Consider the following 24,157-nt stretch of genomic DNA (forward strand, 5'->3'; position numbering starts at 1 on the left):
CCCCCGAATCAGGACTCGGTACACCCGTTCAACGAGTATCAATGCTACGTCGTTTACTAGGTTCCCGACCAGATTCGATCGCCGATTTCGTACCGGAAGTTTGTTTCGTTACCTAATCGGAACGAGCTCGCGATCGAATGGGAATCGTCCAAATTCATCGATCGCCCGGTAAAGCAGGCATTAGAACCGATCGGTATTTTACGGCCGCCGCTTCGCACAAAGATAGCGACTGTGCTCGAACCCACACGACACACCCGCGTGCCGCACCCGCGAATTCCCCCCGCCCACCCTGGCATACCTCCGATCTCGGGCATTCCACCCACCCATCGGGACACCCCGGTGGCACCGCCCGATCGCGGATAGCCTGAGCAGGTGACTTCAGCACGCCACGACCAATTCCTCCTGTCCGGCACCTTCAACTACCGGGACGTGGGAGGCGCTCGTACCGCCGGGGGCGGCACGATCCGCGACGGCTTCCTGCTCCGCGCCGCGGAGCTCAGCAGGCTCGACGACGACGGCCGCGCCGCCCTGAGCGGCCTCGGCGTCACCGACGTCCACGATCTGCGCGGCTACGCCGAGATCGACTACCTCGGCCACGACGCGCTGCCCGAGGGCGTCCGGCTGCGGGTCACGCCCTTCGACCCGAACATCAGCGACACCCCGCCGCACGAGGCCCGCCGCAATGCCACGGCCTTCAACCACATGCTCGAGGTGTACCGCGAGTTCCCGGCCATGCCGCACGCGCACATCGCCATCAAGGCGCTGGCCGATTCCCTGCTCACCGGCACGGCGCTGGTGCATTGCGCGGCGGGCAAGGATCGCACCGGCTGGTCCGTCGCCACCCTGCTGCGCGCGGTCGACGTCGTGGAAGAGGACATCTACGCCGATTACCTGCTCAGCAATGACGCCGTGCCCACGCTGCGCGCGCTCATCGCGGCGGGCAGCAACGAGGAACTGTCCGACGACCTGCTGGGCGTGCGCCCGGACTACCTCGAATCGGCCACCAAGTCCATGCTCGACATGTACGGCAGCACCGAGGGCTACCTCGCCGAGGTCGGCATCACGCCCGAACAGCGCGACGCGCTGCGCGCCCGCCTGATCGCCTGACGCGCGCGGAGATGACGCCGCCCGGTGCGGCGTCATCTCGGTCATCTCGTTGCGCGGATACGCCGATTCCGCCCGCCGCGGCGATCGCGGCGGGCCGGATCGGCCATCGCGATCTTCTATCGCCGAGTGCCGTGCTCAGTCGGCCATCGCGCGCCGGACCAGGCCCTCGTGGTCGATGCTCACCTGATTTCCGGTGTGAAACCACGAGCCGGTGAAACGTGATTCGGTGGTTTGCGGATCGTTCCAGTAGCGGCGTGTGACATTCGGACCGCGGCACAGCAATTCACCCTGTCCGGCATCGGCTTCCGGACCCCAGAGCGCCAATTCGGTACCGCCGAAAGCGAATCCGAGCGCATTGCGAGCGGCGGCCTCGTCATCACGAGCCAGGCCGATGCCGCTGGTTTCCGTGGCGCCCCACACCGACCATTGCCGGGCCTCGGGAAATACCTCGCGGAGTTTGTCATCGACCACATGGGCGGCGGCGCAATCGGCGGCCGCGAGTTCGGCGCGATGCCCGGCGCTGCAGACTTGGCGGACGCGCTCGAGACGCAATCCACTCAGGCCCGGCAGCAGCCCGGCGAATATTCGGGGAGTGGCGGAGACCATGTCTATTCGTTCCGAGACAAGGGTTTCCGCGACGGCCGCCGGATCGGGGGCCAGCACCACGGTGCCGCCGATCGCAAAGGTCGGCAGCAGCTGATCCACCACGCCGCTGGCGTGCGCCAGCGGCAGCAGCACCAGATTGCGCAGGCCCTCGGTCGGCAGTTCGAGCGCGCCGACCACGGAACGGATCGCCGAGAGCAGGTTCTCGTTGGTGAGCTCCACGCCGCGCGGCCCACCCGAAGAGCCGGGGCTGGTGTAGCAGAGCAGCGCCAGCTCCCCCAGTGACGCACCGTCGTCGATGAAGGCGGCGGCGTCGGGCAGGGCGTCGCGATAACCGGCCGCGCTGCCGCCGCCGTCCAGCACGAAATCGGCGCAGGAATCGCGGATCACGCGCTCGGCCACCGCATCCGGCAAACCGTCGTGCACGAGGACCGGCACCGCGCCGGACAGCAGCGCGCCCAGGAAAGCCTGGATCCAGCGCGCGCCCACCGGCATGCGGACCGCGACCCGGTCGCCGTAGCCGATGCCGTGCTCCTGCAAACCGCCCGCGATCCGTGACGCCGAGTACCAGAGCTCGCGGTAGGTGAGGCGGGGGCCGCCGATCTCGACCACCGCCTCACGTGCGGCGAAGGTGTGCACCTGGATGTCCAGCAACTCGGTGAGGGCCGGAGTCAGGTTTCCGTAGCGCAGGACGCCGTCGGCCCCACGGGCAAGGGGGTTGTCGCACCGGGCATTTCGCGAGTGCGGGAATTCCACCAGTAACTGCGACATCAGTCCCTCCGGGTGCCTCGAGGCAGCAGGCATGAGTGACTATATGATGCAGATCACATGAATGGGCGGATTGTCGGCAAACCGATGCGGGGCTTCACCGGGCCGAAACCTTTCACCGCCCCGTGTAGGTGGCCTTCCCCGGACCGACCGCAAGGAAACTGCGGACCGCACCCTGCAGATCCTCGGTGGCGAAGAGTTTTCCGGAAACCTCCGGCGTGACCGAATCCGCATGTGCCACACCGCCGGAACGCCACGCGCCGATGATCTCCTTGGTCGCGGCGTGCGCCTTGGTCGGTCCCTCGGCAAGCCGGGCCAGCAGGACGCCGGCGGCGGTGTCCACGTCCTCGTGGATCGCGTTCACCACTCCCCACTCGGCCATCGTCGGCGCGTCGTACAGGTCTCCGGTCATCACGAACTCGCGGGCGCGACCGGAGCCGGCGCGCTCGGCCAGCCGCTGCGGGCCGCCCATCGAGGGGGTCAGGCCCACGACGGTCTCGACCAGACCGAACTTGGCCTTGGGCGCGGCCAGGATGATGTCGCAGGCCAGCGCGATCTCGAAGGCGGCGGTCAGGGTCAGGCTGTGCGCGGAGAAGATCACCGGGCACGGCAGCGCCTCGAGCGGCTGGATGATCTTCTCGAAGAGCGACTCCCACAGCTGCGCGCCCTGCTCGATCGAGAGCCCGTCGAACACGTGCACGTCCACGCCGCCGGAGACCAGCTTGCCCTCGGCGCGCAGCAGCAGCGCGCGCGGCGGGTTGGCGGTCAGCTCCGCGATATCGGCGGTGAGGGCCTCGAACAGCACCTTGTCGAACAGATTCAAGGGCGGATGGGCGATGGTGAGGATGGCGGCCTGCGCACCCCCGGCGGTCTCGATGCGTTCCAGGCGGGTGGGCTTCGCGTCAGTCATGAACTGAATGTATGCGCAGTCACTTCGCTGGACCAGCCCGGGAACGGTGCCGGCGGCGGCGTTCGGCGGCCGGTGTTCGAGACACGCGGCCCGCACCGCGCATCCGGGGAGCACCGCCGCGGACCCCGGAAATCTGCCAGACTGGCCGAGTGACCACGTCGAAATCGGAGAACGGCAGTTACGTCGAACCCGGCGAGTTCAAACGGGACACGAACTACATCACCACGCGGATCACCGCGGAAGGGCGGGACGGGTATCCGGTCGAGCCGGGCCGCTATCGGCTCGTGGCCGCGCGGGCCTGCCCGTGGGCCAATCGGACACTGATCGTGCGGCGGCTGCTCGGCCTCGAATCGGTGCTGTCGCTGGGTCTGTGCGGGCCCACGCACGACAAGCGCAGCTGGACCTTCGACCTCGACCCCGACGGCCTGGATCCGGTGCTGGGCATCCACTACCTGCAGGACGCGTACTTCGCGCGGACCCCGGACTATCCGCGCGGCATCACGGTGCCCGCCATCGTGGACGTGCCGACCGGTCAGGTCGTCACCAATGACTTCGCGCAGATCACCCTGGATTTCTCCACCGAGTGGACCGAGTACCACCGGCCCGGTGCGCCCGAGCTGTACCCGGCCGATCTGCGCGCCGAGATCGACACCGTGAACAAGCGGGTCTTCACCGAGGTGAACAACGGTGTGTACCGCTGTGGATTCGCGGGCAGCCAGGACGCCTACGACGCCGCCTACGATCGGCTCTTCACCGCCCTGGACTGGTTGTCCGAGCGCCTGGCCACCCAGCGCTATCTGGTCGGCGACACCATCACCGAGGCCGACGTGCGCCTGTTCACCACCCTGGCACGCTTCGATCCGGTCTATCACGGGCACTTCAAGTGCAACCGCGAGAAGCTGACCGAACTGCCGGTGCTGTGGGCGTACGCGCGCGATCTGTTCCAGACCCCGGGCTTCGGCGACACCACCGACTTCGTCCAGATCAAGCAGCACTACTACATCGTGCACACGGACATCAACCCGACGCGGATCGTCCCCAAGGGCCCGGAGCTCGGCAACTGGCTCACCCCGCACGGACGAGAAGCCTTGGGCGGCAGCCCCTTCGGTAAAGGCACCGCCCCCGAGCCGCCGCCGGTCGCCGAACGGGTTCCCGCCGGACACGGCGCGGCCTGAGACTCCGGGGCGTCCCACCGGGCCGATCGGTGTTCGCCGAGTGCAGGGCCGGTGTCCTTGCGGCGCTGCACGAAGCCCGCGGAGAAACTCACTCCGGCGCGACATATCTCCCCGGCCGCCGCGTCCGGATCAGACGAACAGGGTTCCGTATCGACGAAACCCCCACTCGGGGAGGTGGTTTCGGGTGTCCACGACTCTTACCGCCGCGACGCCCCGGGATGGCTCATTCCGCCGGTTCGCCCGGGTAGGTGCCGAAGCTCCAGCTCACGCCCTCGGGGTCGCGGCAGGTGAATCCCCGTGACTCGTAATCGGTTTCGTCGAGCAGTTCGCGGGTGATCGTCGCTCCGGCGGCCACGGCGCTCGCGTAGAGCGCGTCCGGGTCCTCCACGACGATGTACACCGAGCCGGAGGCGGGCGGGGAGCAGGACAGCGGGCTGTCCTCGCGCCAGGAACCGAGCATGATGCCGCCGCCACCCGGCCAGCTCATCTCGGCGTGCGCGACCATATCGCCCGCGCCGTGCTTGGCCACGGTGCGGAAGCCGAACGCCTTCTCGAGGAAGGCGATCGCGGCGTTCGGGTCGCGGTAGGTCATGGTCGGCCAGATAACGGTGGCCGCCTGCACCGATGTTGTCTCTGTCATGGATCTAGCCTCCCGCCTGAGGCTCGAGTTGGTCTTGGACGAATGGGAACACCTCGCGCTCGCGCCACACCGAGGGCGGCATGCCCGCGAGCTCGCGCCATTCGCGAGCCATGTGCGCCTGGTCGTAGTAGCCGGTCGAGATCGCGACCTCCGCGAGCGGCGGGGGCACGGGCCGTCGCAGCATGCGATGCGAGCGTTCGAAGCGGGCGATGCGCACCAGGTCCTTGGGCGTCACCCCGAATTCGGCGGTGAAGCGATTGCCCAGATGCCTTCGGCTCCAGCCGATCTCGTCGGCGACCGCGGCCACCCGCACCGCCGGGTCCGGGCCCGAGAGCAGCTCCCAGGCGCGCGCGAGCTCCGCGTCCCAGTGCACCGGGGCAATCCGCCGCAGCAGTATCTCGTCGAGAATCCCGAACCGTTCGGGCCAGCCGCCCGTGATCGACAGGCGCTCCCACAGCTCTCGCGCGCCCGGTCCGAACACGTCGGACAGGTCCACGATCCAGGAACCCAGCGCGGCGGTCGGGACGCCGAACAGCGCCCGGCACCCCAGCGGCGTCATATCCAGCTGAATCCCGTGCTGGAAGCCGTTGTGCGCGATCAGCGTGGGGCGAACGGTCAACCCGCTCGCGAGCGTGTCCCAGCTCGCGGGCGCCTGCTCGGGATGCGAGGAGATCGGCACGTCCAGGGGTTCGTCGATGGTCACGATGACCGTGAGCCCGGTTCCCGGCATCCCGACGTGGGTTCCGGGCGCGAAATCGCGCAGCAGGTAGCCCTCGTAGCCGCGGACGTAGGCACGCAACCGCGGATCGGGGATCCCGCTCGCGCCTTCGGACACTCCCGCCACAGCTTCCACGGTAAGCCGATCTTCGACCAGACGCGCACCGTGTCCACGGAGTGGTGCGCACGGTGTTCGTCTCCGGCGCGGTGCTCACCGCGACAGCGCCGATGACCGTGCCGGGTTTCCCGATGGCTGTAGCGGGCATATCCGCGACACCCCCGGGCATGCCCGTCGTGGCCCGGAAACCGCCGGGTGGCGTGCGGAACCGCGCTCTCTCGCGGATCGTTGTCCGGGTGCCATAGAGTTTCGGTCGGAGGACCGCACGAAGATAGGGGTGTTGTCGATGTTCGAGACCGGGTTCGAGAAGGCGGTCGTCTCACTGCTCGACAACGGAGCCCAGGTGCAAGCGCCTGCGGTCACGAAGTACGTCGGGAAGCTGCGGAACTCCCATCCGGGCGAGTCACCCGCGCAGATCATCGCCCGGATCGAGAAGCTGTACCTGAACACCGTGACCGGCAGCGGTACCGCGGTGGGCGCGACGGCGGCCGTTCCGGGTGTGGGCACCGTGGCCGCGCTGGCCGCGATGAGCGCCGAGACCGCGTTCTTCCTGGAGGCGTCGGCGGTGTTCGCGCTGGCCGTGGCCGCCGTGCACGGCGTCGCGCCGGAGGACAAGGAGCGCCGCCGCGCGCTGGTGCTCGGCATCGTGCTGGGCGAGAGCGGCAAGCAGATCATCCAGAAGAGCGTCGGCAGCTCCGCCAAGAACTGGGGCACCCTGCTGACCAACAAGATCCCCGGCATCAACGCCATGAACGATTCGCTGCTCAAGCGACTGCTGGTGCAGTTCATCGCCAAGCGCAGCGCGCTCATGGTCGGCAAGGTGATCCCGGCCGGAATCGGCGCGGCCATCGGCGGTTTCGGCAACCGGGCCATCGGCCGCGGCGTGGTCGACAACTCGCGCAAGGCTTTCGGGCCGCCGCCGTCGGTCTGGCCGCAGCCGCTGGTCATCGACGCCACCCCGTTTCCCGCCGTGGAAGCCACCCCCAAGAAGCAGAAGTCGTGAGCCAGGCGCGGCCGCTCGCCTTCGCGGTGGGCGGACTCACCAAGACCTTCGAGACCACCACCGTGGTCGACGATGTGAGTTTCGTGGTGCCCGCGGGCAAGGTGGCCGCGCTGGTCGGACCGTCCGGCGCGGGTAAGACCACCGTGCTGCGCATGCTGCTGGGCCAGCTCGAACCGACCTCCGGCACCGCGAGCGTGGGCGGTCCCGGCTCCGGTGCGAGCCGGACCGGGCAGGTGGTCGGCGCGATGCTCTCCCCCCGCGGCCTGCATCCGGCCCGCACCGTACGCGCGCAGCTGCGGGTATTCGCCGCTGCCGCAGGGGTTTCCGATGCGCGGGTGGAGGAACTGCTACGACTGGTCCGGCTGGACACGCTGGCCGATCAGCGGGTCGGCGGGCTCACCGAGGCCGTGCGCACTCGCGTGGCGCTGGCGGTGGCGCTGCTGGGCGACCCGCCGCTGCTGATGCTGGACGATCCGGCCGCCGGGCTCGACGCCGCGGAAAGCGTGTGGCTGAACGAATTCCTGCACTCGCATGCCCGGCGTGGCGGCACGGTGCTGCTCACCTCGCGCACACTGAGCACGGTGCTGCCCGTCGCCGACGAGTTGATCGTCCTGGATCACGGCCGAATCGTGTTCCAGGGCAGTCCCGCTCGCCTGCGGCGCGGCCATCCCGACCGGCTGCTGGTGAAATCCTCCAGCCCCATCGCGCTGGCCACCACCCTCGCCGCTCACGGTTTCACCGACGCGGTCATGCGCCCCGACGGCCGCCTCGCGGTCGCCGAAACCTCGCTCGCCCAACTGGAATCCGCCGCCTCCGCCGCGCGCGTCCAGCTCACCGAGATCACCCCCGAACACATTCACCCCGATCAGGTCCTGGCGGCCCTCACCCGTCCCCCGGCCGCACCCGCGTACCACTCCCCCGCCCCCTACGGAACGCCCCGTTGACCACACCGGTCCGCGACACCGTCCAGCGCGGACCGCGGGGACCACGAAAGGATGCTCGATGATTCCGACTCTGCCGCCGGTGGTGGCTCGGGCCGCGAATTCCGAAGTGCGGAAGGTTACTTCGCTTCGGGTGTACTGGGCGTTGGCGGCGGGCGTCGGGGGTGCCGCGGTACTCGCGTTCGTGCTGCTCGGGTTGTCGTACGCGCCGAACGAGGCAAACAAGAAGGACGCGTTCGTATTCGCCGACGGGTGGGCCGCGACGGCGGTCTCGTGGGCGCTGGTGGTGATCGTGGCGGGTGCGGCGGTCTTCGGGGCGCTGTCCTCCGGGTGGGAGTACCGGTATCGGGGCGTGGCGGTGAGCGCGCTGTTCACACCGGACCGGAATCTGCTGCTCGGGTCGAAACTGGCTGTGGTGGCGGCTTTCACGCTGGCGGCCGTGCTGGTCACCGAGCTGCTCGGCGGCCTCGCGCTGTATCTGCTGGGCGGACGGGACACCGCGCCGATCACCATGGGATTCTTCGCGGTGCTGGGCGGAGTGGCGCTGGCGGCGACCTGCTGGTCGGTCATCGGCGCGGCACTGGGCTTCCTGCTGCGCTCACCGGTGCGGGCGGTGATCGCGGTGCTGGCTCCGATGGTCGTCGAACCGCTGGTGTGGATCACGGCGCGGGCCATCGGGTTCGCCGGGTTCGCGACGATACTGCCGGTCTCGGCCACGGTCGGCGCGATCAGTGACGGCAAGTTCGGCGACGGCGACTTCTTCGCCCCGGCCCCGGCCGCGATCGTCGTGCTGGTGCTGTGGACGGCGGGCGCGGTCGCCGGAGCCTGGTGGTTCCTGACCCAGCGCGATATCTGAACCGGTTCCTGCGGCACCGCCCACCCGCCGATCGGCGACGCGCACCGGGCAGGCCCGTTCGGGATCAGTCGGCGGTGCGCCCCGCGAAGAGGCGACGCCAGACCTCGTGATCGGTGCGCGGGCCACCGGTGGTGTCCGATCCGTACCTCGCCATCAGCGCCGGGATGTCCAGCGGCATCGAGGGCGCGGTGAGGTTCCGCAGTTCGGCTTCGACCGCGTCGTCCGGCACCAGCCAGCAGACCTCGAATTCGATGCCGTCCGGGTCGGCGGCGTACAGCGCCTTGGTCGAGCCGTGATCGGACGCGCCGGTCAGCGCGCCCGCCGCCACCAGCGATTCCCGGATGCGCTGTAGCTCGTCGAGGGTGTCCACCTCCCACGCCAGGTGGTAGAGGCCGACCCTTCCGGTGCGATGGCCGGCCGAGGGATCCGGCGACTGGAAAAGACCCAGGTCGTGATCGTTCGCCGAACCCGCGGCCTGCAGGAACGCCCCACCCGGAAACCCGCCCGGTAGTTTCCGGAAGCCGAGCACCTGCTCGTAGAAGGCCACCGATCGCTCCAGATCGGAGACGAACAGCACGGCGTGATTGAGACGCTGGATCGGCATGGGAGCGACTCCGTTTCGATGATCGGTGACATCCAACAGACCACGCCCGGGCCACCCCGCACAACCGGAGTCCCGTTCTCGCACCCCGCCACGCGGACAGCAGGCACATTCCGGCGACATCACCCCCTCGCGTGGTTCGCGGGAACAAATAGGGGGTGGGCCGGTCGTTATCGTCGTAGATGAGTGTGAGCGAGGGGGACGTGACGGTGCAGGTGCGCGAGGCGGAGGCGACGACGCCCGGATGGATTCGGCGGCTGTGGGAACGGGCCAGGACCCATCCGCGGGTGCTGGCCGGAATCGGTGCGGCGGTCGTGCTGGGCGCACTGGTCGAGGTGACCGGTCCGCTGCTGGCCAAGCGCGCGCTGGACGGCGCGACCGCGGGCGATACCGCGATCATCGCGACGATGGCCTGGCTGCTCGGGCTGCTGGCGGTCGGCCGATTCCTGGCCAGCTACGGGCGGCGCATGCTCGCCGGTCGCCTCGCCCTCAATGTGCAACACGAACTGCGCGTGGATCTGCTGGGTTCGCTGCAGCGGCTGGACGGCCCGGGCCAGGACACCCTGCGGACCGGGCAGGTGGTGTCCCGCTCGATCAGCGATCTGACCATGGTGCAGGGTCTGCTGGCGATGGGTCCGTGGTCCGCGGTGGCCGGGCTGCAGTTCGTGCTCGCCGCCGTGGTGATGCTGTGGCTGTCCCCGCTGCTGGCCGCGGCCGCGCTGTTGACCGTTCCGGCGCTGGCGCTGGTGGTGTTCAAGGTGCGCCCCCGGCTGTACGCGGCCACCTGGTCGGCGCAACAGCGCGCGGCGGATCTGGCGCAGCACGTCGAGGAGACCATCACCGGCGTACGTGTGGTGAAGGGCTTCGGGCAGGAAGCCCGAATGGTGGACCTGCTCGAGGGGCACGGTCGCCGGCTGTACTCCGAGCGCATGCGCGCGGCCCGGATCGATTCGAGGTTCTCGCCCACCCTGTCCGCGATCCCCCAGGCCGGGCTGGTGGCTGTGATCGCGCTCGGTGGCGCGCTGGCGTTGCACGGCAACATCGGACTGGGCACCTTCCTGGCCTTCACCGCCTACGTCTCCACCCTGTCCAACTCCGCCCGCACCATGTCGATGGTGATCGTGATGGCCCAGCTCACCCGGGCGGCCGCCGAGCGCGTGAACCAGGTCATCGACAGCGCCCCCGAGCGCACCGACCCGGAGCATCCGGTCGCTCTGCCGGCCGGGCCGCTCGGTATCGAAATCGACGGTCTGAGTTTCGGTTTCACCACCGATCAGCCGGTGCTGCACGACTTCGATCTGACCATCGCCCCCGGTGAGACGGTCGCGATCATCGGCCCCGCGGGCTCGGGCAAGTCCACCCTGTCACTGCTGCTCCCGCGCTTCTACACCCCGGACTCCGGCCGGATCACCCTGTACGGCAACGACTCCCACGCCGACATCGCCGACCTGCGCGCGGTCGACCTGCGCGCGGCCATCGGCGTCGTCTTCGACGAGGCCTTCCTGCTCTCGGACACCATCTCCGCGAATATCGCGCTCGGCCGCCCCGAGGCCACCGAGGCCGAAATCCACACCGCCGCACGGCAGGCCGCGGCCCACGAGTTCATCGAAGAGCTTCCCGACGGCTACGACACCGTCGTCGGCGAACGCGGCCTGACCCTGTCCGGCGGTCAGCGTCAGCGCATCGCCCTGGCCCGCACCCTGCTGGCCGACCCTCGCATCCTCGTCCTGGACGACGCCACCTCCGCCGTCGACGCGGTCACCGAGGCCGCCATCTTCGACGCCCTCCCCACCACCACCCCCCGCACCACCCTGATCCTGGCCCATCGCGAATCCACCCTCACCCACGCCGACCGCGTGATCCGCCTCCCCGGACCGGTATCCACACCGCCGATCCCGCCGCGCGGCGAGTCGGCCGACCTCGCGGCCGCCGACCCGACGGTGGATGTCGATACGCCGCAGGAGGTTCGACGGGTGCTGGGACATCTGCCCCCGGCCGATGAGCCGCCGCGGATGGACGACGCGGCACTGCGCGAGCCCGATCCGGGCTTCCGGTTGAGCCGGGCATTGCGGCTGGTGAAGTGGCTGGTGGCGGGGACGATCGCGCTGCTGTCGCTGGAAGCCCTTGCGAGCGTGGGCTTTCCGTCCATCGTGCGGTATGCGATGGATTCGGGTGTCGGGCAGCGGGACGGGTGGGCGCTGGCCCGCGCGGCCGTGTTCGGCGCCCTGCTGGTCGGCGTGGGCTGGGTGGTCGCGGCGACCGCGCTGATGTGGGCGTCCCGAGCCGGGGAGCGGCTGCTCTACGGCTTGCGGGTGCGCAGCTACGCGCATCTGCAGCGGCTCGGGCTGGACTTCTACGAGCGAGAACTGTCCGGCCGCATCATGACCCGGATGACCACGGATATCGACGCCCTGTCGACCTTCCTGCAGACCGGCGTCCCGGACGCGCTGATCAGCCTGCTCATGGTCGCCGGAATCGCGGTGGCGCTGTTGGTGATCGACCCGCAGCTGGCCCTGGTGGTGTTCGTGACGCTGCCGCCGCTGCTGCTGGCCACCTGGTGGTTCCGCAAGGTCTCCGACGCCGCGTACACCGAGTCCAGAGAGCACGCCGCCACCGTGAACGGCGACTTCGCCGAGAACGTGGCGGGACTGCGCGTGGTGCAGGCCAATCGGCACGAGGAGCTCGCGGCCGACCGCTTCGCCGAATACTCCGGCCGCTACCGGGACAGCCGGATGCGCGCGCAGCGGGCGATCTCGGTGTTCTTCGCCTTCATCGGCGCATGGGCGGATCTGGCCTTGGCGGCGGTGGTGTTCGTGGGCGCGTGGTCGGTGGCGCACGGGACCACCACGGCGGGCACGCTGGTCGCGTTCGTGCTGTATCTGGAATTGCTGTTCGGGCCGATCCATCAGCTCTCGCAGTTGTTCGACGGGTATCAGCAGGCGCGAGTCGGGTTGCGGCGCATCGGGGAACTGTTGCGCACCAAGTCCTCGATCGCCCCGGATCCGATCGACCCGGTGCGGATCCAGGACCGGCTGCGCGCGGAGGTGGCGTTCGAGGACGTGCGGTTCCGATACCCCGGCGCCAATCGCCCGGCCCTCGACGGTGTGAGTCTGCGAATCCCGCAGGGCAGCAGCCTGGCTCTGGTCGGCCCGACCGGCGCGGGCAAGTCGACCATCGTGAAACTGCTGGCCAGGCTCTACGACATGCCTCGACCGGAACACGATCCACTGCTCGAATCCACCGGCGCGAGTCGGGAATCCGATCCGGGTGACGTGAATCACGTTTCTCGCACAACTGTCGAATCGGTCGAATCCACCGATTCCCATGATCACGGCGACATTCCGGCACACACCGGATCGATCCGGGTCGGCGGCGTGGATATCCGTGATTACCAGCTCTCCGACTTCCGTTCCCGGCTGGGTGTGGTGCCTCAGGAAGCTCACTTGTTCACCGGAGACATCGCCAGCAACATTGCATTTGGCAAACCTTTTGCGACATCTGCGGAGATCGACGCGGCGGCCGCGGCGGTGGGTGCGCTGGAATCGATCGCCGCATTACCGCTGGGAATGCGGCAACCGGTCGGCGAGCGGGGTCGCGGACTCTCGGCCGGGCAACGCCAGCTGGTCGCGCTGGCGCGCGCGGAACTGGTCCAGCCGGACCTGCTGCTGCTCGATGAGGCGACCGCGGTCCTGGACCCGCAGGCCGAGGCATCGGTGCTGGTAGCAGCAGAATCGGTGACGCAGGGCCGGACCGCGGTGATCGTCGCGCACCGGTTGGCCACGGCCGCGCAGGCCGATCGGATCGCCGTTGTGGAACACGGCCGAATCGCCGAAATCGGCACTCATGAAGAACTGCTATCGAACGAAGGGCCGTACTCCCGCCTGTGGGCTGCGGCACGGGCCACGGAAGGAATATTCTCGATCCAGGACGAGTCGTCACGAGAAGGTGTGCCCACTCGGTGGTAGCCATGCCCAGCGGCAAACTGCGATGGGCATATCCTCAGTGGGGGCGCATCGGCGCGCATCACGCCGATTACCCGTGCCGGGCACGTCACAAACGTCGCAGCGCGAAGAACGAAATGAGGCGAACACCTGCTGTGAGCAGCTCAACATCCCAGTTCGGACAGAACCAGTGGCTCGTCGACGAGATGTACCAAAAGTACAAGCAAGACCCGTCGTCGGTCGATGAGAGCTGGCACGAGTTCCTCGCCGACTACACGCCGGAGAACACCGGCGACGGCAACAACCAGACCGCCGCCGCCTCCGCCTCGGCCGGCGCGGTTCCCGCGCCCGCCGCCGCACCGGCCTCGGCTCCCAAGGCTCCGGCCGCACCCAAGCCCGCACCTGTCGCCGCCGCGCCCGCCCCGGCACCGGCTCCGGCGAAGGCCCCGGCTCAGGCGCGCACCCCGCAGACCACCCCCGCTCCCGCTTCGAACGCCGCCCCCACCTCGGGTGGCCCGAAGCCGACCGCGTCGGATGAGACCCGGATCCTGCGCGGTCCGGCCGCGGCCGTCGTCAAGAACATGTCGGCGTCGCTGACCATCCCGACCGCCACCAGCGTTCGCGCCATCCCGGCGAAGCTGATGATCGACAACCGGCTGGTCATCAACAACCACCTGGCCCGTACCCGCGGTGGCAAGATCTCCTTCACCCACCTGCTGGGTTACGCCATCGTGCAGGCGATCAAGCCGTTCCCGAACATGAACCGGCACTTCGCCGAGGTCGACGGGAAGCCGAATTCGGTGACCCCGGCCCACACCAATCTCGGTCTGGCCATCGACCTTCCGGGCAAGGACGGCAATCGTTCGCTGGTGGTCGCGGCCATCAAGAACACCGAGGACATGACGTTCGCGCAGTTCCACGGCGCGTACGAGGACATCGTCCGCCGCGCCCGCGACGGCAAGCTGGGCGCCGACGATTTCTCCGGTGTCACCATTTCGCTGACCAACCCCGGCACCATCGGCACCAACCACTCGGTGCCGCGCCTGATGCAGGGGCAGGGCGCGATCATCGGCGCCGGCGCGATGGAGTACCCGGCCGAGTTCCAGGGCATGGCCGACGAGCAGCTCGCCGATATCGGCATCGGCAAGCTGATGACGCTGACCTCGACCTACGACCACCGAATCATTCAGGGTGCGGAGTCCGGCGACTTCCTGCGGACCATCCACAACCTGCTGATCTCGGACGAGTTCTACGACGAGATCTTCCACGGCATGGGTGTGCCGTACGAGCCGGTGCGCTGGCGCAAGGACATCAAGGAACGCGGGATCGACAAGTCGACCCGGGTCCAGGAGATGATCAACGCGTACCGCAACCGCGGTCACCTGATGGCCGACACCGATCCGCTGCGGTTGGTGAAGGACAAGTTCCGCTCGCATCCGGACCTGGATGTCACCCAGCACGGCCTGACCCTGTGGGATCTGGATCGCGAATTCAATGTCGCGGGCTTCCACGGCCAGGAGCGCATGAAGCTGCGCGACGTGCTGTCCATCCTGCGTGACGCGTACTCGCGGCACGTGGGTGTGGAGTACACCCACATCCTCGATCCCGAACAGCTGCAGTGGATTCAGGACCGCGTCGAGCAGAAGCACGCCAAACCGACTGTCGCGGAACAGAAGTACATTCTGTCCCGGCTGAACGCGGCCGAGGCGTTCGAAACCTTCTTGGCCACCAAGTATGTCGGCCAGAAGCGCTTCTCCCTCGAGGGCGCCGAAGCCGTCATCCCGATGATGGACGCCGTCATCGATCAGTGCGCCGAGTACGCGCTGGACGAGGTCGTCATCGGCATGCCGCACCGTGGCCGCCTGAACGTGCTGGCCAATATCGTCGGCAAGCCGTACTCGAAGATCTTCACCGAGTTCGAAGGCAATATGAACCCGGCCGCCACGCACGGCTCGGGCGACGTGAAGTACCACCTGGGCGCGCAGGGCACCTACATCCAGATGTTCGGCGACAACGACATTCAGGTGTCGCTGACCGCCAACCCGTCGCATCTGGAAGCGGTCGACCCGGTGCTCGAGGGTCTGGTGCGCGCGAAGCAGGATCTGCTCACCAAGGAAGACATCGTCACCAAGGGTGAAGAGGATCGCAGCTTCTCCGTGGTGCCGCTGATGCTCCACGGTGACGCGGCGTTCGCGGGTCAGGGTGTGGTGGCCGAGACGCTGAACCTCTCGGGTCTGCGCGGCTACCGCACCGGTGGCACCGTGCACATCGTGGTGAACAACCAGATCGGCTTCACCACCGCGCCGGAGTTCTCGCGTTCCACCGAATACTCCACCGATATCGCGAAGTTCATCGGTGCGCCGGTGTTCCACGTGAACGGCGACGATCCGGAAGCCTGCGTGTGGGTCGCGAAGTTCGCGGTCGACTACCGGCAGAAGTTCCGCAAGGACGTCGTCATCGACATGATCTGCTACCGCCGTCGCGGCCACAACGAGGGCGACGACCCGTCGATGACGCAGCCGAACATGTACGACGTGATCGACACCAAGCGTTCGGTGCGAAAGGCGTACACCGAGAGCCTGATCGGCCGTGGCGACATCTCCATGAAGGAGGCCGAGGACGCGCTGCGTGACTACCAGGGTCAGCTGGAGCGCGTGTTCAACGAGGTCCGCGAACTGGAGAAGTACGTTCCGGAGCCGTCCGAGTCGGTCGAGGACGAGCAGCAGATGCCCGCGTCGGTCGTGACCGCCGTGGACAAGACGGTGCTGCAGCGCATCGGTGACGCGTTCGTGAACGTGCCCGACGGCTTCAGCGTGCACCCGCGCGTCAAGCCGGTGCTCGAGCGCCGCAAGGAGATGTCGTACGAGGGCAAGATCGACTGGGCGTTCGCCGAGCTGCTCGCCTTCGGCACCCTGATCGACGAGGGTCGCGCGGTGCGCCTGACCGGTCAGGATTCGCGTCGCGGCACCTTCACCCAGCGGCACTCGGTGATCATCGACCGCAAGACCGGTGGCGAGTACACGCCGCTGCACAACATCGGCTCGAAGAACCCCGGCTGGTTCGCGGTGCACGATTCGGCGCTGTCGGAGTACGCGGCGGTCGGCTTCGAGTACGGCTACTCGCTCGGCAACACGGACGCACTCGTGTTGTGGGAGGCGCAGTTCGGTGACTTCGTCAACGGCGCGCAGACCATCATCGACGAGTTCATCTCCTCCGGTGAGGCCAAGTGGGGCCAGCTGTCCGAGGTCGTGCTGCTGCTGCCGCACGGTCACGAGGGCCAGGGTCCGGACCACACCTCCGGCCGTATCGAGCGCTTCCTGCAGCTGTGTGCCGAGGGTTCGATGACGGTGGCGGTTCCCTCCACCCCGTCGAACTACTTCCACCTGCTGCGCCGGCACGCTCTGGACGGCATCCGCCGCCCGCTGGTGGTCTTCACCCCGAAGTCCATGCTGCGCAACAAGGCTGTGGTCTCGGACGTCGAGGACTTCACCGACAACAAGTTCCGCACCGTGCTCGAGGAACCGACCTACGAGTCCGGCGTCGGTGACCGTTCGAAGGTCAAGCGGGTCCTGCTGACCTCCGGCAAGATCTACTACGAGCTCGTCGCGGAGAAGCAGAAGAACAACCGCGAGGATGTCGCCATCGTGCGCACCGAGCAGCTGTACCCGATCCCGAAGTTCCGCCTCAACGAGGCGCTCGAGGGATACGCCAACGCCAGCGATCTGGTGTGGGTCCAGGAAGAGCCCGCCAACCAGGGCGCCTGGCCGTTCTTCGGCCTGAACCTTCCCGAGATCCTCCCGGCTCGCTTCGGCAAGCTGCGCCGCATCTCCCGCCGCGCCATGTCGGCCCCGTCCTCGGGTTCGTCCAAGGTGCACGCGGTGGAGCAGCAGGAGATCATCACCGAGGCCTTCGCCCCGACCGCCTGATCCCCACCCGCCAGACCCCGTAGGGCCGGTCCTCTCCCGAGGACCGGCCCTACGGCGTTTCCGCGGTCGCGGACAACCGGCATCCCGATAGCCGTCGCAATTCATCGCGAGCTGGGAAGATGGTGGGGTGAAACGGGAGGTTTCCGCGAATCTCGATGTGCGGGTTCATGCCACGTCGGTGTTGGAGTTTCAGATCGCCGTCGCTCGGCAGGACCGGGTCGAGCTGGATGAGCGGATCGATTTCCAGCTCGACGGGCGCGGTATCGCGGCGCGCGAGGTGATCGGGCCGCACGGGAACCGGATTCACGTATTGGATTGTCCCGCCGGATATCTGCAGGTTCGGTACAGCGCGACGGTGCTGGGGGCGGCGCGGCCGGAGCCGGTCTCCGATCACGATCGAGTCGTGTACGTGCGGCCCAGCCGATATGCGGAGTCGGACAAGCTGTTCGGCTTCGCGGCCACCGAGTTCGGTTACAAGCCATCGGATCCGGAGCTTCCCGCCCGGGTCTCGGCCTGGGTCGGCCGGAGGATCTCGTACCTCCCCGGCAGCAGCGCCCCGATCGACGGAGCGGTCGAAACCCTGCTCTCCAGCGCCGGGGTCTGCCGCGACTTCTCCCACCTGATGGTCGCCCTGCTGCGCGCCGTAGCGGTCCCCGCCCGAGTGGTCGCGGTCTACGCACCCGGTTGCGTCCCCATGGATTTCCACTCGGTGGTCGAAGCCTGCGTCGATTCCACCTGGCAGGTCTTCGACCCCACCCGCCTGGCCCCCCGCTCCAGTCTCGTCCGCATAGCCACCGGCCGAGACGCCTCCGACCTGGCCTTCCTCGTCAACCACGGCGGCGACATCACCATGACCGGACTATGGGTCAACGCCTTCATCCAAGGCCCGCTCCCACACGACGACATCACCCGTCCCACGTCGATCGGCTGAAGTCCCGCACCGGCCCCGCCGAGACCAGGACGTCAGCGCCGAGTTCGCCACAGGTCCGATAGCATCCCGCCGACAGCGCACATCGAGACAAGCACCGCGGCAATCGATTTCGCATGCCGTGTACTCATGAGTCACTCTCCCGCCGATCAGCGCGGACTCGACCACCCGCGAGCGAACAGCGGATGAACGGTGCGTGAGACCCGGGAAGTCCCGCCCGGCAACACATTTCACCGCCCCGGCAATGCACCGGCGACCTCCTCGGTGAGCGGCGTCACAGTCCCGCGTCAGGGGGTTGCCCGCCGACTGGCCCGGGTCGTATATTCCACGTGGAATATTTGGTGCGGAGGATGTCGGCGAGCGGGCGTAGCGTCGATGGGTCGCCGGACGAGATGGAGGATGCCGTGGTCAGGAAGCAGGCGGTGCCGGCGTTGACGCCATTGGCGATCGCGGTACTGGCGCTGCTGGAAGAAAGCCCCATGCATCCGTACGAGATGTATCAGTTGCTGATGAACCGGCACGAGGACGAGTTGGTCAAGATCAAGCCCGGCTCGCTCTATCACACCGTGGCACGCCTGGCCGAGCAGCAACTGGTGCTCGCGGAGGGCACCGATCGGGCCGGTAACCGGCCGGAACGGACCACCTACCGGATCCGGGCGGCGGGCCGCGAAGCTCTCCGTCACCGCATCGCGGAAATCCTTCGCAAACCCGTGAAGGAGTACCCGACATTTCCGGTCGCCATGGCCGAGGCGCACAATTTGCCGGTGGACGAGGTGATCGTTCTCCTGCGTGAGCGCGTGACCTGGCTGGACGGCAACAACGCCGAGTACCTGGCGTTGCAGGAATTCGCCGCCAAGCGGCAGGTGCCGCGGCGCTTCTGGATGGTGGTCGAGTACCTGCAGGCACAGGCCGTCACCGAGGCGACCTGGCTGCGCGGCATCATCGCCGATCTCGAGAGCGGCGAACTCGAATGGGAGCCCTACGACCCGGAGACCGGCGAACGCTGCGCCGCCCCCGAGGTCGCCCTGGGCCACGACTGGGGCGCCGGCCTCAGCGACGCGGACCTGAACGCGGTCCGCCAGAGCGGCGAGCGATGAACGCCCGGCCGCCCCGTCAGTTTTTCCACAGATAGGAACCGAATCTCATGTCCACTCAACGCAATCCGTGGCTGGCGCTATACGCGCTCGTCGTCGGATTCTTCATGATCCTGCTGGACATGACCATCGTCGCGGTGGCCAACCCGGCGATCATGGAGGATCTGAACGCCGACATCACCAAGGTCATCTGGGTGACCAGCGCGTACCTGCTCGCGTACGCGGTACCGCTGCTCGTCACCGGCCGGCTCGGGGATCGCTTCGGCCCCAAGAACATCTACCTCATCGGCCTGGCCGTGTTCACCCTCGCCTCGCTGTGGTGTGCCAAGTCCACCAGCGTCGACATGCTGATCGCGGCCCGCGCCGTGCAGGGCCTGGGCGCGGCGCTCATGACCCCGCAGACCATGGCCGTCATCACCAGGACCTTCCCGCCGGACAAGCGCGGTGCGGCCATGGGCCTGTGGGGCGGCGTCGCCGGTCTCGCGACCCTGGTCGGCCCGATTCTGGGCGGCGTGCTGGTCGACTGGCAGGGCTGGCAGTGGATCTTCTACGTGAACGTGCCGATCGGCATCATCGCCTTCGCGCTGGCCGTGTGGCTGGTGCCCGCGCTGGACACCCGCGAGCACAAGTTCGACTGGGTCGGCGTCGCGCTCAGCGCGGTCGGGCTGTTCCTGCTGGTGTTCGGCATCCAGGAGGGCAATGCCCACGATTGGGACGGCTGGATCTGGGCCATGATCGCCGCGGGCATCGTGGTGATGGGGCTGTTCATCGTCAACCAGTCGCGCAACACCGGTGAACCGCTGGTGCCGCTGAGCCTGTTCAAGGACCGCAATTTCGCGCTCTCCAACCTGGCCATCGCTGCCATGGGTGCGGCGGTCACGGCCACCTTCGTGCCGTTCTACTTCTACCTGCAGCAGGTCCGCGACATGTCGCCGACCAAATCCGCGCTGGTGCTGGCCCCGATGGCCATCCTGACCGGCGTGTTCGCACCGATCATCGGCAAGATCTCGGACAAGGTGACGCCCTGGGTGATTCCGACCGTCGGATTCGCGGCGTTCTCGGCGAGCGTGTTCGGCTTCGCGATCCTGATGGAGCCCGATTCCTCGATCCTGGTGTACCTGATCATCGGCGGGGTCGCCGGTATCGCCAACGCCTGCATCTGGGCGCCGCTGGCCAGCCTGGCCACCCATAACCTCCCCGTGCAGTTGGCCGGTGCGGGCGCGGGCATCTACAACACCACCCGCCAGGTCGGCTCGGTGCTGGGTTCCGCCGGTGTCAGCGCATTGCTGGCGGCGCGGATCTCGGCGCAGCACCTGCCCAGCGGGCCCATCGGTGAGGGTGGCGCGGGCATGGGCAAGATGCCCGCGGCGGTCGCGGACAAGATGAGCACCGCGCTGAGCCAGTCGATGTACCTGCCCGCCGCCATCCTGCTGATCGGCGTGGTGGCCTCGGCGTTCTTCGTCGGGCGTCCCGCTCCGGCGGGCGGCAAGCCCGACGCGCTGGTCAAGGCGGACGTCGCGGGCTGACTCGGCCTGCACCGCAATCGAATACGATGCTGCCCGTCCGGATCATCCGGGCGGGCAGTGTCATTGCCGAGGCCCTGTCGTCAGCCGCTCGACGTCATCGCCGCGACCGCGCGTTCGCCGAGCGGCCCTCCTAGATGATCAGCCCGAACAGCTGGGTCCAATCGACGCGGATCTCGATCGGCATGTCCACCAGGGTTTCTCCGGTGACGGGCAGGAGCCGGCGCAGCGGACGGTAGTGGCCGAGCACCAGAACATGGGTCTGGATGTAGCTGACCCGGTCCCGATCCATGTAAACCAGCCAGTACCAAGGGATTCCGGCCTGCGCGTACTCCGCCTGCTTGTCGGTGGTGTCCACGCGCTCGGTCACCGGGGACACCACTTCGATGGCGATCTTCACCCGCGCCGCGGAGAGCGGCCCAACATCGTCGGGGGCACAGGCGAACAGCGCGATATCCGGTCGGCGCACGGTGAGTCGCGGGTGCTCCCACAGCACCACGTCCTGATCGACGCCGACGTACAGCCAGCCGTCGTTGTAGCGGCTCATGTGCGTCTCGGCGCCGTTCTCGATCATGGCGCCGATGCGGCGGGCGGCATTGCGCTGCGGGTTGGGCGAGGCTTCGAGTCGGACGACGTCGCCGTTCACCACCTCGACCAGACGGCAGAACTCGCTGGGTAGCTCCTTCCAGATATCGAGGGTGATCGGCGCGGGCTGCAGGTTTTCCGCCCGCGCCCATTCGAGCACTCCGGTCATGCGCGCTCCCTATGAATCGGGCGGTCCACGGCCGGGCCGATCCTAAACCGGCAGCGCGGAGAAAACGGCCGTTCGGCATTTTCGCCACTCCACAAGCCAGGCAAATACGACGTATCGACCGAATTGCCTGGTGGGTCGGCGGTTTCGACCGCCCGTGGTGTGCGGGCCGGGCGGTGGGCTCAGTCGATCCGGATGGTGAGCGAGGGGTATCCGCTCGCACCGTCCGGCACCACGTCCGCGCGTTCGGCGGTCTGCGTCTCCCCCGCGCCGTCGGTGGCGCGTGCCCACACGGTATGAATGCCCGAACCCGAGGCATCCCAGTCGAAGACCCACTGCCGCCAGGTGTCCGCGGAGGGCTCGGCCGCCAGCCTGGCGGGCTGCCATTCGCCCTGATCGATGCGCACCTGCACGCCCTGGATGCCCCGGTGCTGCGCCCACGCCACCCCGGCGACGGTGATTCGGCCCGGCTTCAGGGTGCTGTGCCCGCGCGGGGTGTCGATACGGCAGCCGGTCTTGATCGGGCCCTGCTCCGACCATCCGCGCTTGGTCCAATACGCCTGTGCGCGATCGAATCTGGTGACTTCCAGGTCGGTCACCCACTTGGTGGCCGAGACGTAGCCGTACAGGCCGGGCACCACCATGCGCACCGGATAGCCGTGCGCGGTGGGCAGGGGTTCACCGTTCATCCCGACCGCGAGCAGGGCATCGCGGCCGTCGGTGAGGGCGGCCAGCGGACTGCCCGCGGTGAAGCCGTCGATGCTGCGGGACAACACCATATCGGCGTCCGGATGCGGACCGGCCTCGGCGAGCAGCTCGTCGAGGCGGTAGCCCAGCCAGCGCGCGTTGCCGATCAGGTCCCCGCCCACCGGATTCGACACGCAGGTCAGCGTGACCAGCTTCTCCACCGGGGCCCGCTGCGCCAGATCGGCGTAGCTCAAGCGGATTTCGCGATCCACCATGCCGTGGATGCGCAGCGACCAGTTCTCCCGGCTCACCTGCGGCACGGTCAGCGCGGTATCGATCCGATAGAAGTCGGCATTGGGGGTGAGATACGCGCTGAGGCCGGGGATCTGGAGGTCGGCTCCCGGCTCCACGGCCAGCGGCGGACCCGAGGGCGGCGGCAGCTGCACCTCGGCCCGCTCCCCCGAGACGTCCCGTGAACGCAATCCGAACCAGCGGCCCACCAGTCCCGCACCTGCCGCGACGGCACCCGCCGTCACTATTCCGCGCACCACCTGCCGCCGTTCCACGGCCACGTCGGCGAGTCTTTCCGCCTGTGCGGCAGCTGCTTTCGGATCCGGCGCGGCGCCCGGTTCGATGCCGGCGAGACGGTCGGCCTCGACGCTCGCGGCGGACTGCGGCGCGGCGGAGTCCGCGGGGGTCGCGGCGGCACGGGCGGCCTCCTCGAGAGCCGTCACCCGCCGAATGAGATTGCGCAGCAGGGCGATTCCCGCCCAGGCACCCAGCAGGGCGGGGAAAGCCCACGTCCAGGCGGCGTGCGGGCGGGTCACGGCGGCGATGACGGCGAGCAGTCCGAAGACCCCGAACAGCACCGAGCCCAGGGGGCGTCGCTCGCGCTCGATCAGACCCGCGAGGGCCGCGAGCAGCGCCGCGACGATTCCCATCGAAACGAACAGCAGCAGTTTGTCATTGGTGCCGACGAGACCGATCACCCACTCGCGGAACCCGTCCGGCGTGTGGTCGACCACCCATGCGCCGAACGCCTGCAGCGGCGTGCTGTCCGGGCTGATCGGCACGGACACGATTTCGGCGACGCCGAGCACGACCGCGGCCGCCGCTATGCCACTCGCTGCACGAAGTCCTCGACCGGTCACGGATCCGACCCTACTGCGGGAATCGGTCCGTGCACCCGGTCGAAGAATGACGGAACGGTGACGGCGGGAACCGGCGTTCTCACCCCTGCGGGGAGTATCCGACCATCCACGGCACACCGAACCGGTCGGTGAGCATGGCGAACGACTCTGCCCACTCGGTCTTTCCGACCGGCATGGAGACCTGGCCGCCCGCGGACAGCGCGTCGAACACCCGCTGCACCTCATCCGCGCTGTCCAGATCCAGACTGACCGTGAAGGGCGGGTTCTCCGGCCGATCGGCGGCGCGATCCGGCGGGCAGTCCGAGGCCATCAGAATGCTCTCACCCAGCGGCAGAGCCGCGTGCGCGATCAGCTTCGACACCTCGTCGGGCAGGTCTCCGCTGTCCCCCATCTCGCCGAACCGCACGAGCATCAGCTCCCCGCCCAGCACCGACTGATAGAACACGAACGCCTCTTCGGCATTGCCGTTGAAGAGCAGATACGGATTGACTGCGGCCATGATTGCCTCCTCTGTCGGAACTTGTCTGTGGATGGACGACGGACCACCCACAGACTAGGACTCCGCATACCTCGCAGAGTCATCGAAACAGTCAAGATTCGCCCGATATGCACCGCTCGGCCACGCACGGCCCGTCACCCGTGCGACCACACTGTTCATTCACCGGAGGCCACCCGCTCCGGGCAGGTGTCGACGGTCCGCGCTGCTGTCCACGAGGC

The 24,157-nt window shown here is 68.2% G+C and carries 18 protein-coding genes; 10 read left to right on the forward strand and 8 right to left on the reverse strand.

Translation table 11 applies throughout. The features are described from left to right. Positions 1-372: 372 nt before the first annotated feature. Entirely contained in the window at positions 373-1,107 is a 735-nt protein-coding gene (locus tag NJ1_RS05290; RefSeq protein WP_067688094.1) for a tyrosine-protein phosphatase, read from the forward strand. Between the two features lie 135 nt (positions 1,108-1,242). On the opposite strand, the gene NJ1_RS05295 is transcribed toward NJ1_RS05290, so the two are convergent. Both NJ1_RS05295 and NJ1_RS05300 read right to left on the reverse strand, forming a co-directional pair. Then, entirely contained in the window at positions 1,243-2,481 is a 1,239-nt protein-coding gene (locus tag NJ1_RS05295; protein ID WP_067688097.1) for a class I adenylate-forming enzyme family protein, read from the reverse strand. Positions 2,482-2,593: 112 nt separating this feature from the next. Next, positions 2,594-3,388, reverse strand: coding sequence for an enoyl-CoA hydratase/isomerase family protein (locus NJ1_RS05300; protein WP_067688515.1), 795 nt, complete (start codon positions 3,386-3,388; stop codon positions 2,594-2,596). A gap of 149 nt (positions 3,389-3,537) precedes the next feature. Between NJ1_RS05300 and NJ1_RS05305 the strand changes: the two genes are divergently transcribed. Beyond that, positions 3,538-4,563 (forward strand): glutathione S-transferase family protein, encoded by a 1,026-nt coding sequence (locus tag NJ1_RS05305; protein ID WP_067688100.1) that lies wholly within the window; start codon positions 3,538-3,540, stop codon positions 4,561-4,563. A 223-nt stretch (positions 4,564-4,786) separates the two neighbouring features. On the opposite strand, the gene NJ1_RS05310 is transcribed toward NJ1_RS05305, so the two are convergent. Next, positions 4,787-5,203 carry a VOC family protein gene (locus NJ1_RS05310; RefSeq protein WP_067688103.1) on the reverse strand — a complete coding sequence of 139 codons (417 nt, stop codon included), beginning with the start codon at positions 5,201-5,203 and terminating at the stop codon, positions 4,787-4,789. Positions 5,204-5,207: 4 nt separating this feature from the next. Beyond that, the gene (locus tag NJ1_RS05315) at positions 5,208-6,047 is read right to left on the reverse strand and encodes an AraC family transcriptional regulator (RefSeq protein WP_067688106.1); all 840 of its coding nucleotides are present in this window, start codon (positions 6,045-6,047) and stop codon (positions 5,208-5,210) included. A gap of 277 nt (positions 6,048-6,324) precedes the next feature. Between NJ1_RS05315 and NJ1_RS05325 the strand changes: the two genes are divergently transcribed. From NJ1_RS05325 to NJ1_RS05335, 3 genes are read left to right on the forward strand one after another with little or no spacing between them, the layout of a single operon-like run. Continuing rightward, on the forward strand, positions 6,325-7,041 hold the full coding sequence (locus NJ1_RS05325; RefSeq protein WP_067688518.1) for a hypothetical protein: 717 nt from the start codon (positions 6,325-6,327) through the stop codon (positions 7,039-7,041). Beyond that, positions 7,038-7,985, forward strand: a complete 948-nt coding sequence (locus NJ1_RS05330) for an ABC transporter ATP-binding protein (RefSeq protein WP_067688112.1) — start codon at positions 7,038-7,040, stop codon at positions 7,983-7,985. The genes NJ1_RS05325 and NJ1_RS05330 overlap by 4 nt, the downstream gene beginning before the upstream one ends. Before the next feature lie 58 nt (positions 7,986-8,043). Beyond that, entirely contained in the window at positions 8,044-8,838 is a 795-nt protein-coding gene (locus tag NJ1_RS05335) for a hypothetical protein (protein ID WP_067688115.1), read from the forward strand. A gap of 64 nt (positions 8,839-8,902) precedes the next feature. Here NJ1_RS05335 and NJ1_RS05340 read toward each other — a convergent pair whose 3' ends face one another. Next, positions 8,903-9,442, reverse strand: coding sequence for a VOC family protein (locus NJ1_RS05340; RefSeq protein WP_067688118.1), 540 nt, complete (start codon positions 9,440-9,442; stop codon positions 8,903-8,905). A gap of 179 nt (positions 9,443-9,621) precedes the next feature. Here NJ1_RS05340 and NJ1_RS05345 point away from each other — a divergent pair, with 179 nt between their 5' ends. The 5 genes from NJ1_RS05345 (at position 9,622) to NJ1_RS05365 (ending at position 20,854) form a co-directional block, all read left to right on the forward strand. Further along, on the forward strand, positions 9,622-13,404 hold the full coding sequence (locus NJ1_RS05345; protein ID WP_084477767.1) for an ABC transporter ATP-binding protein: 3,783 nt from the start codon (positions 9,622-9,624) through the stop codon (positions 13,402-13,404). Positions 13,405-13,517: 113 nt separating this feature from the next. Then, complete coding sequence (locus NJ1_RS05350; protein ID WP_084477788.1) at positions 13,518-17,306, forward strand: multifunctional oxoglutarate decarboxylase/oxoglutarate dehydrogenase thiamine pyrophosphate-binding subunit/dihydrolipoyllysine-residue succinyltransferase subunit; 3,789 nt, start codon at positions 13,518-13,520, stop codon at positions 17,304-17,306. A 127-nt stretch (positions 17,307-17,433) separates the two neighbouring features. Beyond that, positions 17,434-18,237, forward strand: coding sequence for a transglutaminase-like domain-containing protein (locus NJ1_RS05355; protein WP_067688124.1), 804 nt, complete (start codon positions 17,434-17,436; stop codon positions 18,235-18,237). 401 nt (positions 18,238-18,638) lie between these two features. Further along, entirely contained in the window at positions 18,639-19,331 is a 693-nt protein-coding gene (locus NJ1_RS05360; protein ID WP_245717227.1) for a PadR family transcriptional regulator, read from the forward strand. Positions 19,332-19,378: 47 nt separating this feature from the next. Then, on the forward strand, positions 19,379-20,854 hold the full coding sequence (locus NJ1_RS05365; RefSeq protein ID WP_067688130.1) for a DHA2 family efflux MFS transporter permease subunit: 1,476 nt from the start codon (positions 19,379-19,381) through the stop codon (positions 20,852-20,854). 130 nt (positions 20,855-20,984) lie between these two features. Here the strand turns inward: NJ1_RS05365 and NJ1_RS05370 are convergent, their stop codons facing one another. The 3 genes from NJ1_RS05370 to NJ1_RS05380 form a co-directional block, all read right to left on the reverse strand. Further along, entirely contained in the window at positions 20,985-21,605 is a 621-nt protein-coding gene (locus tag NJ1_RS05370; protein WP_067688133.1) for a Uma2 family endonuclease, read from the reverse strand. Positions 21,606-21,784: 179 nt separating this feature from the next. Continuing rightward, a complete protein-coding gene (locus NJ1_RS05375) occupies positions 21,785-23,440 on the reverse strand; it encodes a molybdopterin-dependent oxidoreductase (protein ID WP_067688136.1) in 1,656 nt (551 codons plus the stop codon). A gap of 79 nt (positions 23,441-23,519) precedes the next feature. Next, entirely contained in the window at positions 23,520-23,939 is a 420-nt protein-coding gene (locus NJ1_RS05380) for a VOC family protein (protein WP_067688139.1), read from the reverse strand. Between the last annotated feature and the right edge of the window lie 218 nt (positions 23,940-24,157).

Source organism: Nocardia jejuensis NBRC 103114 (assembly GCF_001613145.1).
GTDB classification, from domain to species: domain Bacteria; phylum Actinomycetota; class Actinomycetes; order Mycobacteriales; family Mycobacteriaceae; genus Nocardia; species Nocardia jejuensis.

What these genes read in the sequence shown, in the direction of transcription:
- NJ1_RS05365 (WP_067688130.1), top strand. Translation starts at nt 19,379, where the DNA reads ATGTCCACTCAACGCAATCCGTGGCTGGCGCTATACGCGCTCGTCGTC.
- NJ1_RS05310 (WP_067688103.1), bottom strand. Translation starts at nt 5,203, where the DNA reads ATGACAGAGACAACATCGGTGCAGGCGGCCACCGTTATCTGGCCGACC.
- NJ1_RS05350 (WP_084477788.1), top strand. Translation starts at nt 13,518, where the DNA reads ATGAGGCGAACACCTGCTGTGAGCAGCTCAACATCCCAGTTCGGACAG.
- NJ1_RS05370 (WP_067688133.1), bottom strand. Translation starts at nt 21,605, where the DNA reads ATGACCGGAGTGCTCGAATGGGCGCGGGCGGAAAACCTGCAGCCCGCG.
- NJ1_RS05345 (WP_084477767.1), top strand. Translation starts at nt 9,622, where the DNA reads ATGAGTGTGAGCGAGGGGGACGTGACGGTGCAGGTGCGCGAGGCGGAG.
- NJ1_RS05335 (WP_067688115.1), top strand. Translation starts at nt 8,044, where the DNA reads ATGATTCCGACTCTGCCGCCGGTGGTGGCTCGGGCCGCGAATTCCGAA.
- NJ1_RS05325 (WP_067688518.1), top strand. Translation starts at nt 6,325, where the DNA reads ATGTTCGAGACCGGGTTCGAGAAGGCGGTCGTCTCACTGCTCGACAAC.
- NJ1_RS05295 (WP_067688097.1), bottom strand. Translation starts at nt 2,481, where the DNA reads ATGTCGCAGTTACTGGTGGAATTCCCGCACTCGCGAAATGCCCGGTGC.
- NJ1_RS05300 (WP_067688515.1), bottom strand. Translation starts at nt 3,388, where the DNA reads ATGACTGACGCGAAGCCCACCCGCCTGGAACGCATCGAGACCGCCGGG.
- NJ1_RS05340 (WP_067688118.1), bottom strand. Translation starts at nt 9,442, where the DNA reads ATGCCGATCCAGCGTCTCAATCACGCCGTGCTGTTCGTCTCCGATCTG.
- NJ1_RS05380 (WP_067688139.1), bottom strand. Translation starts at nt 23,939, where the DNA reads ATGGCCGCAGTCAATCCGTATCTGCTCTTCAACGGCAATGCCGAAGAG.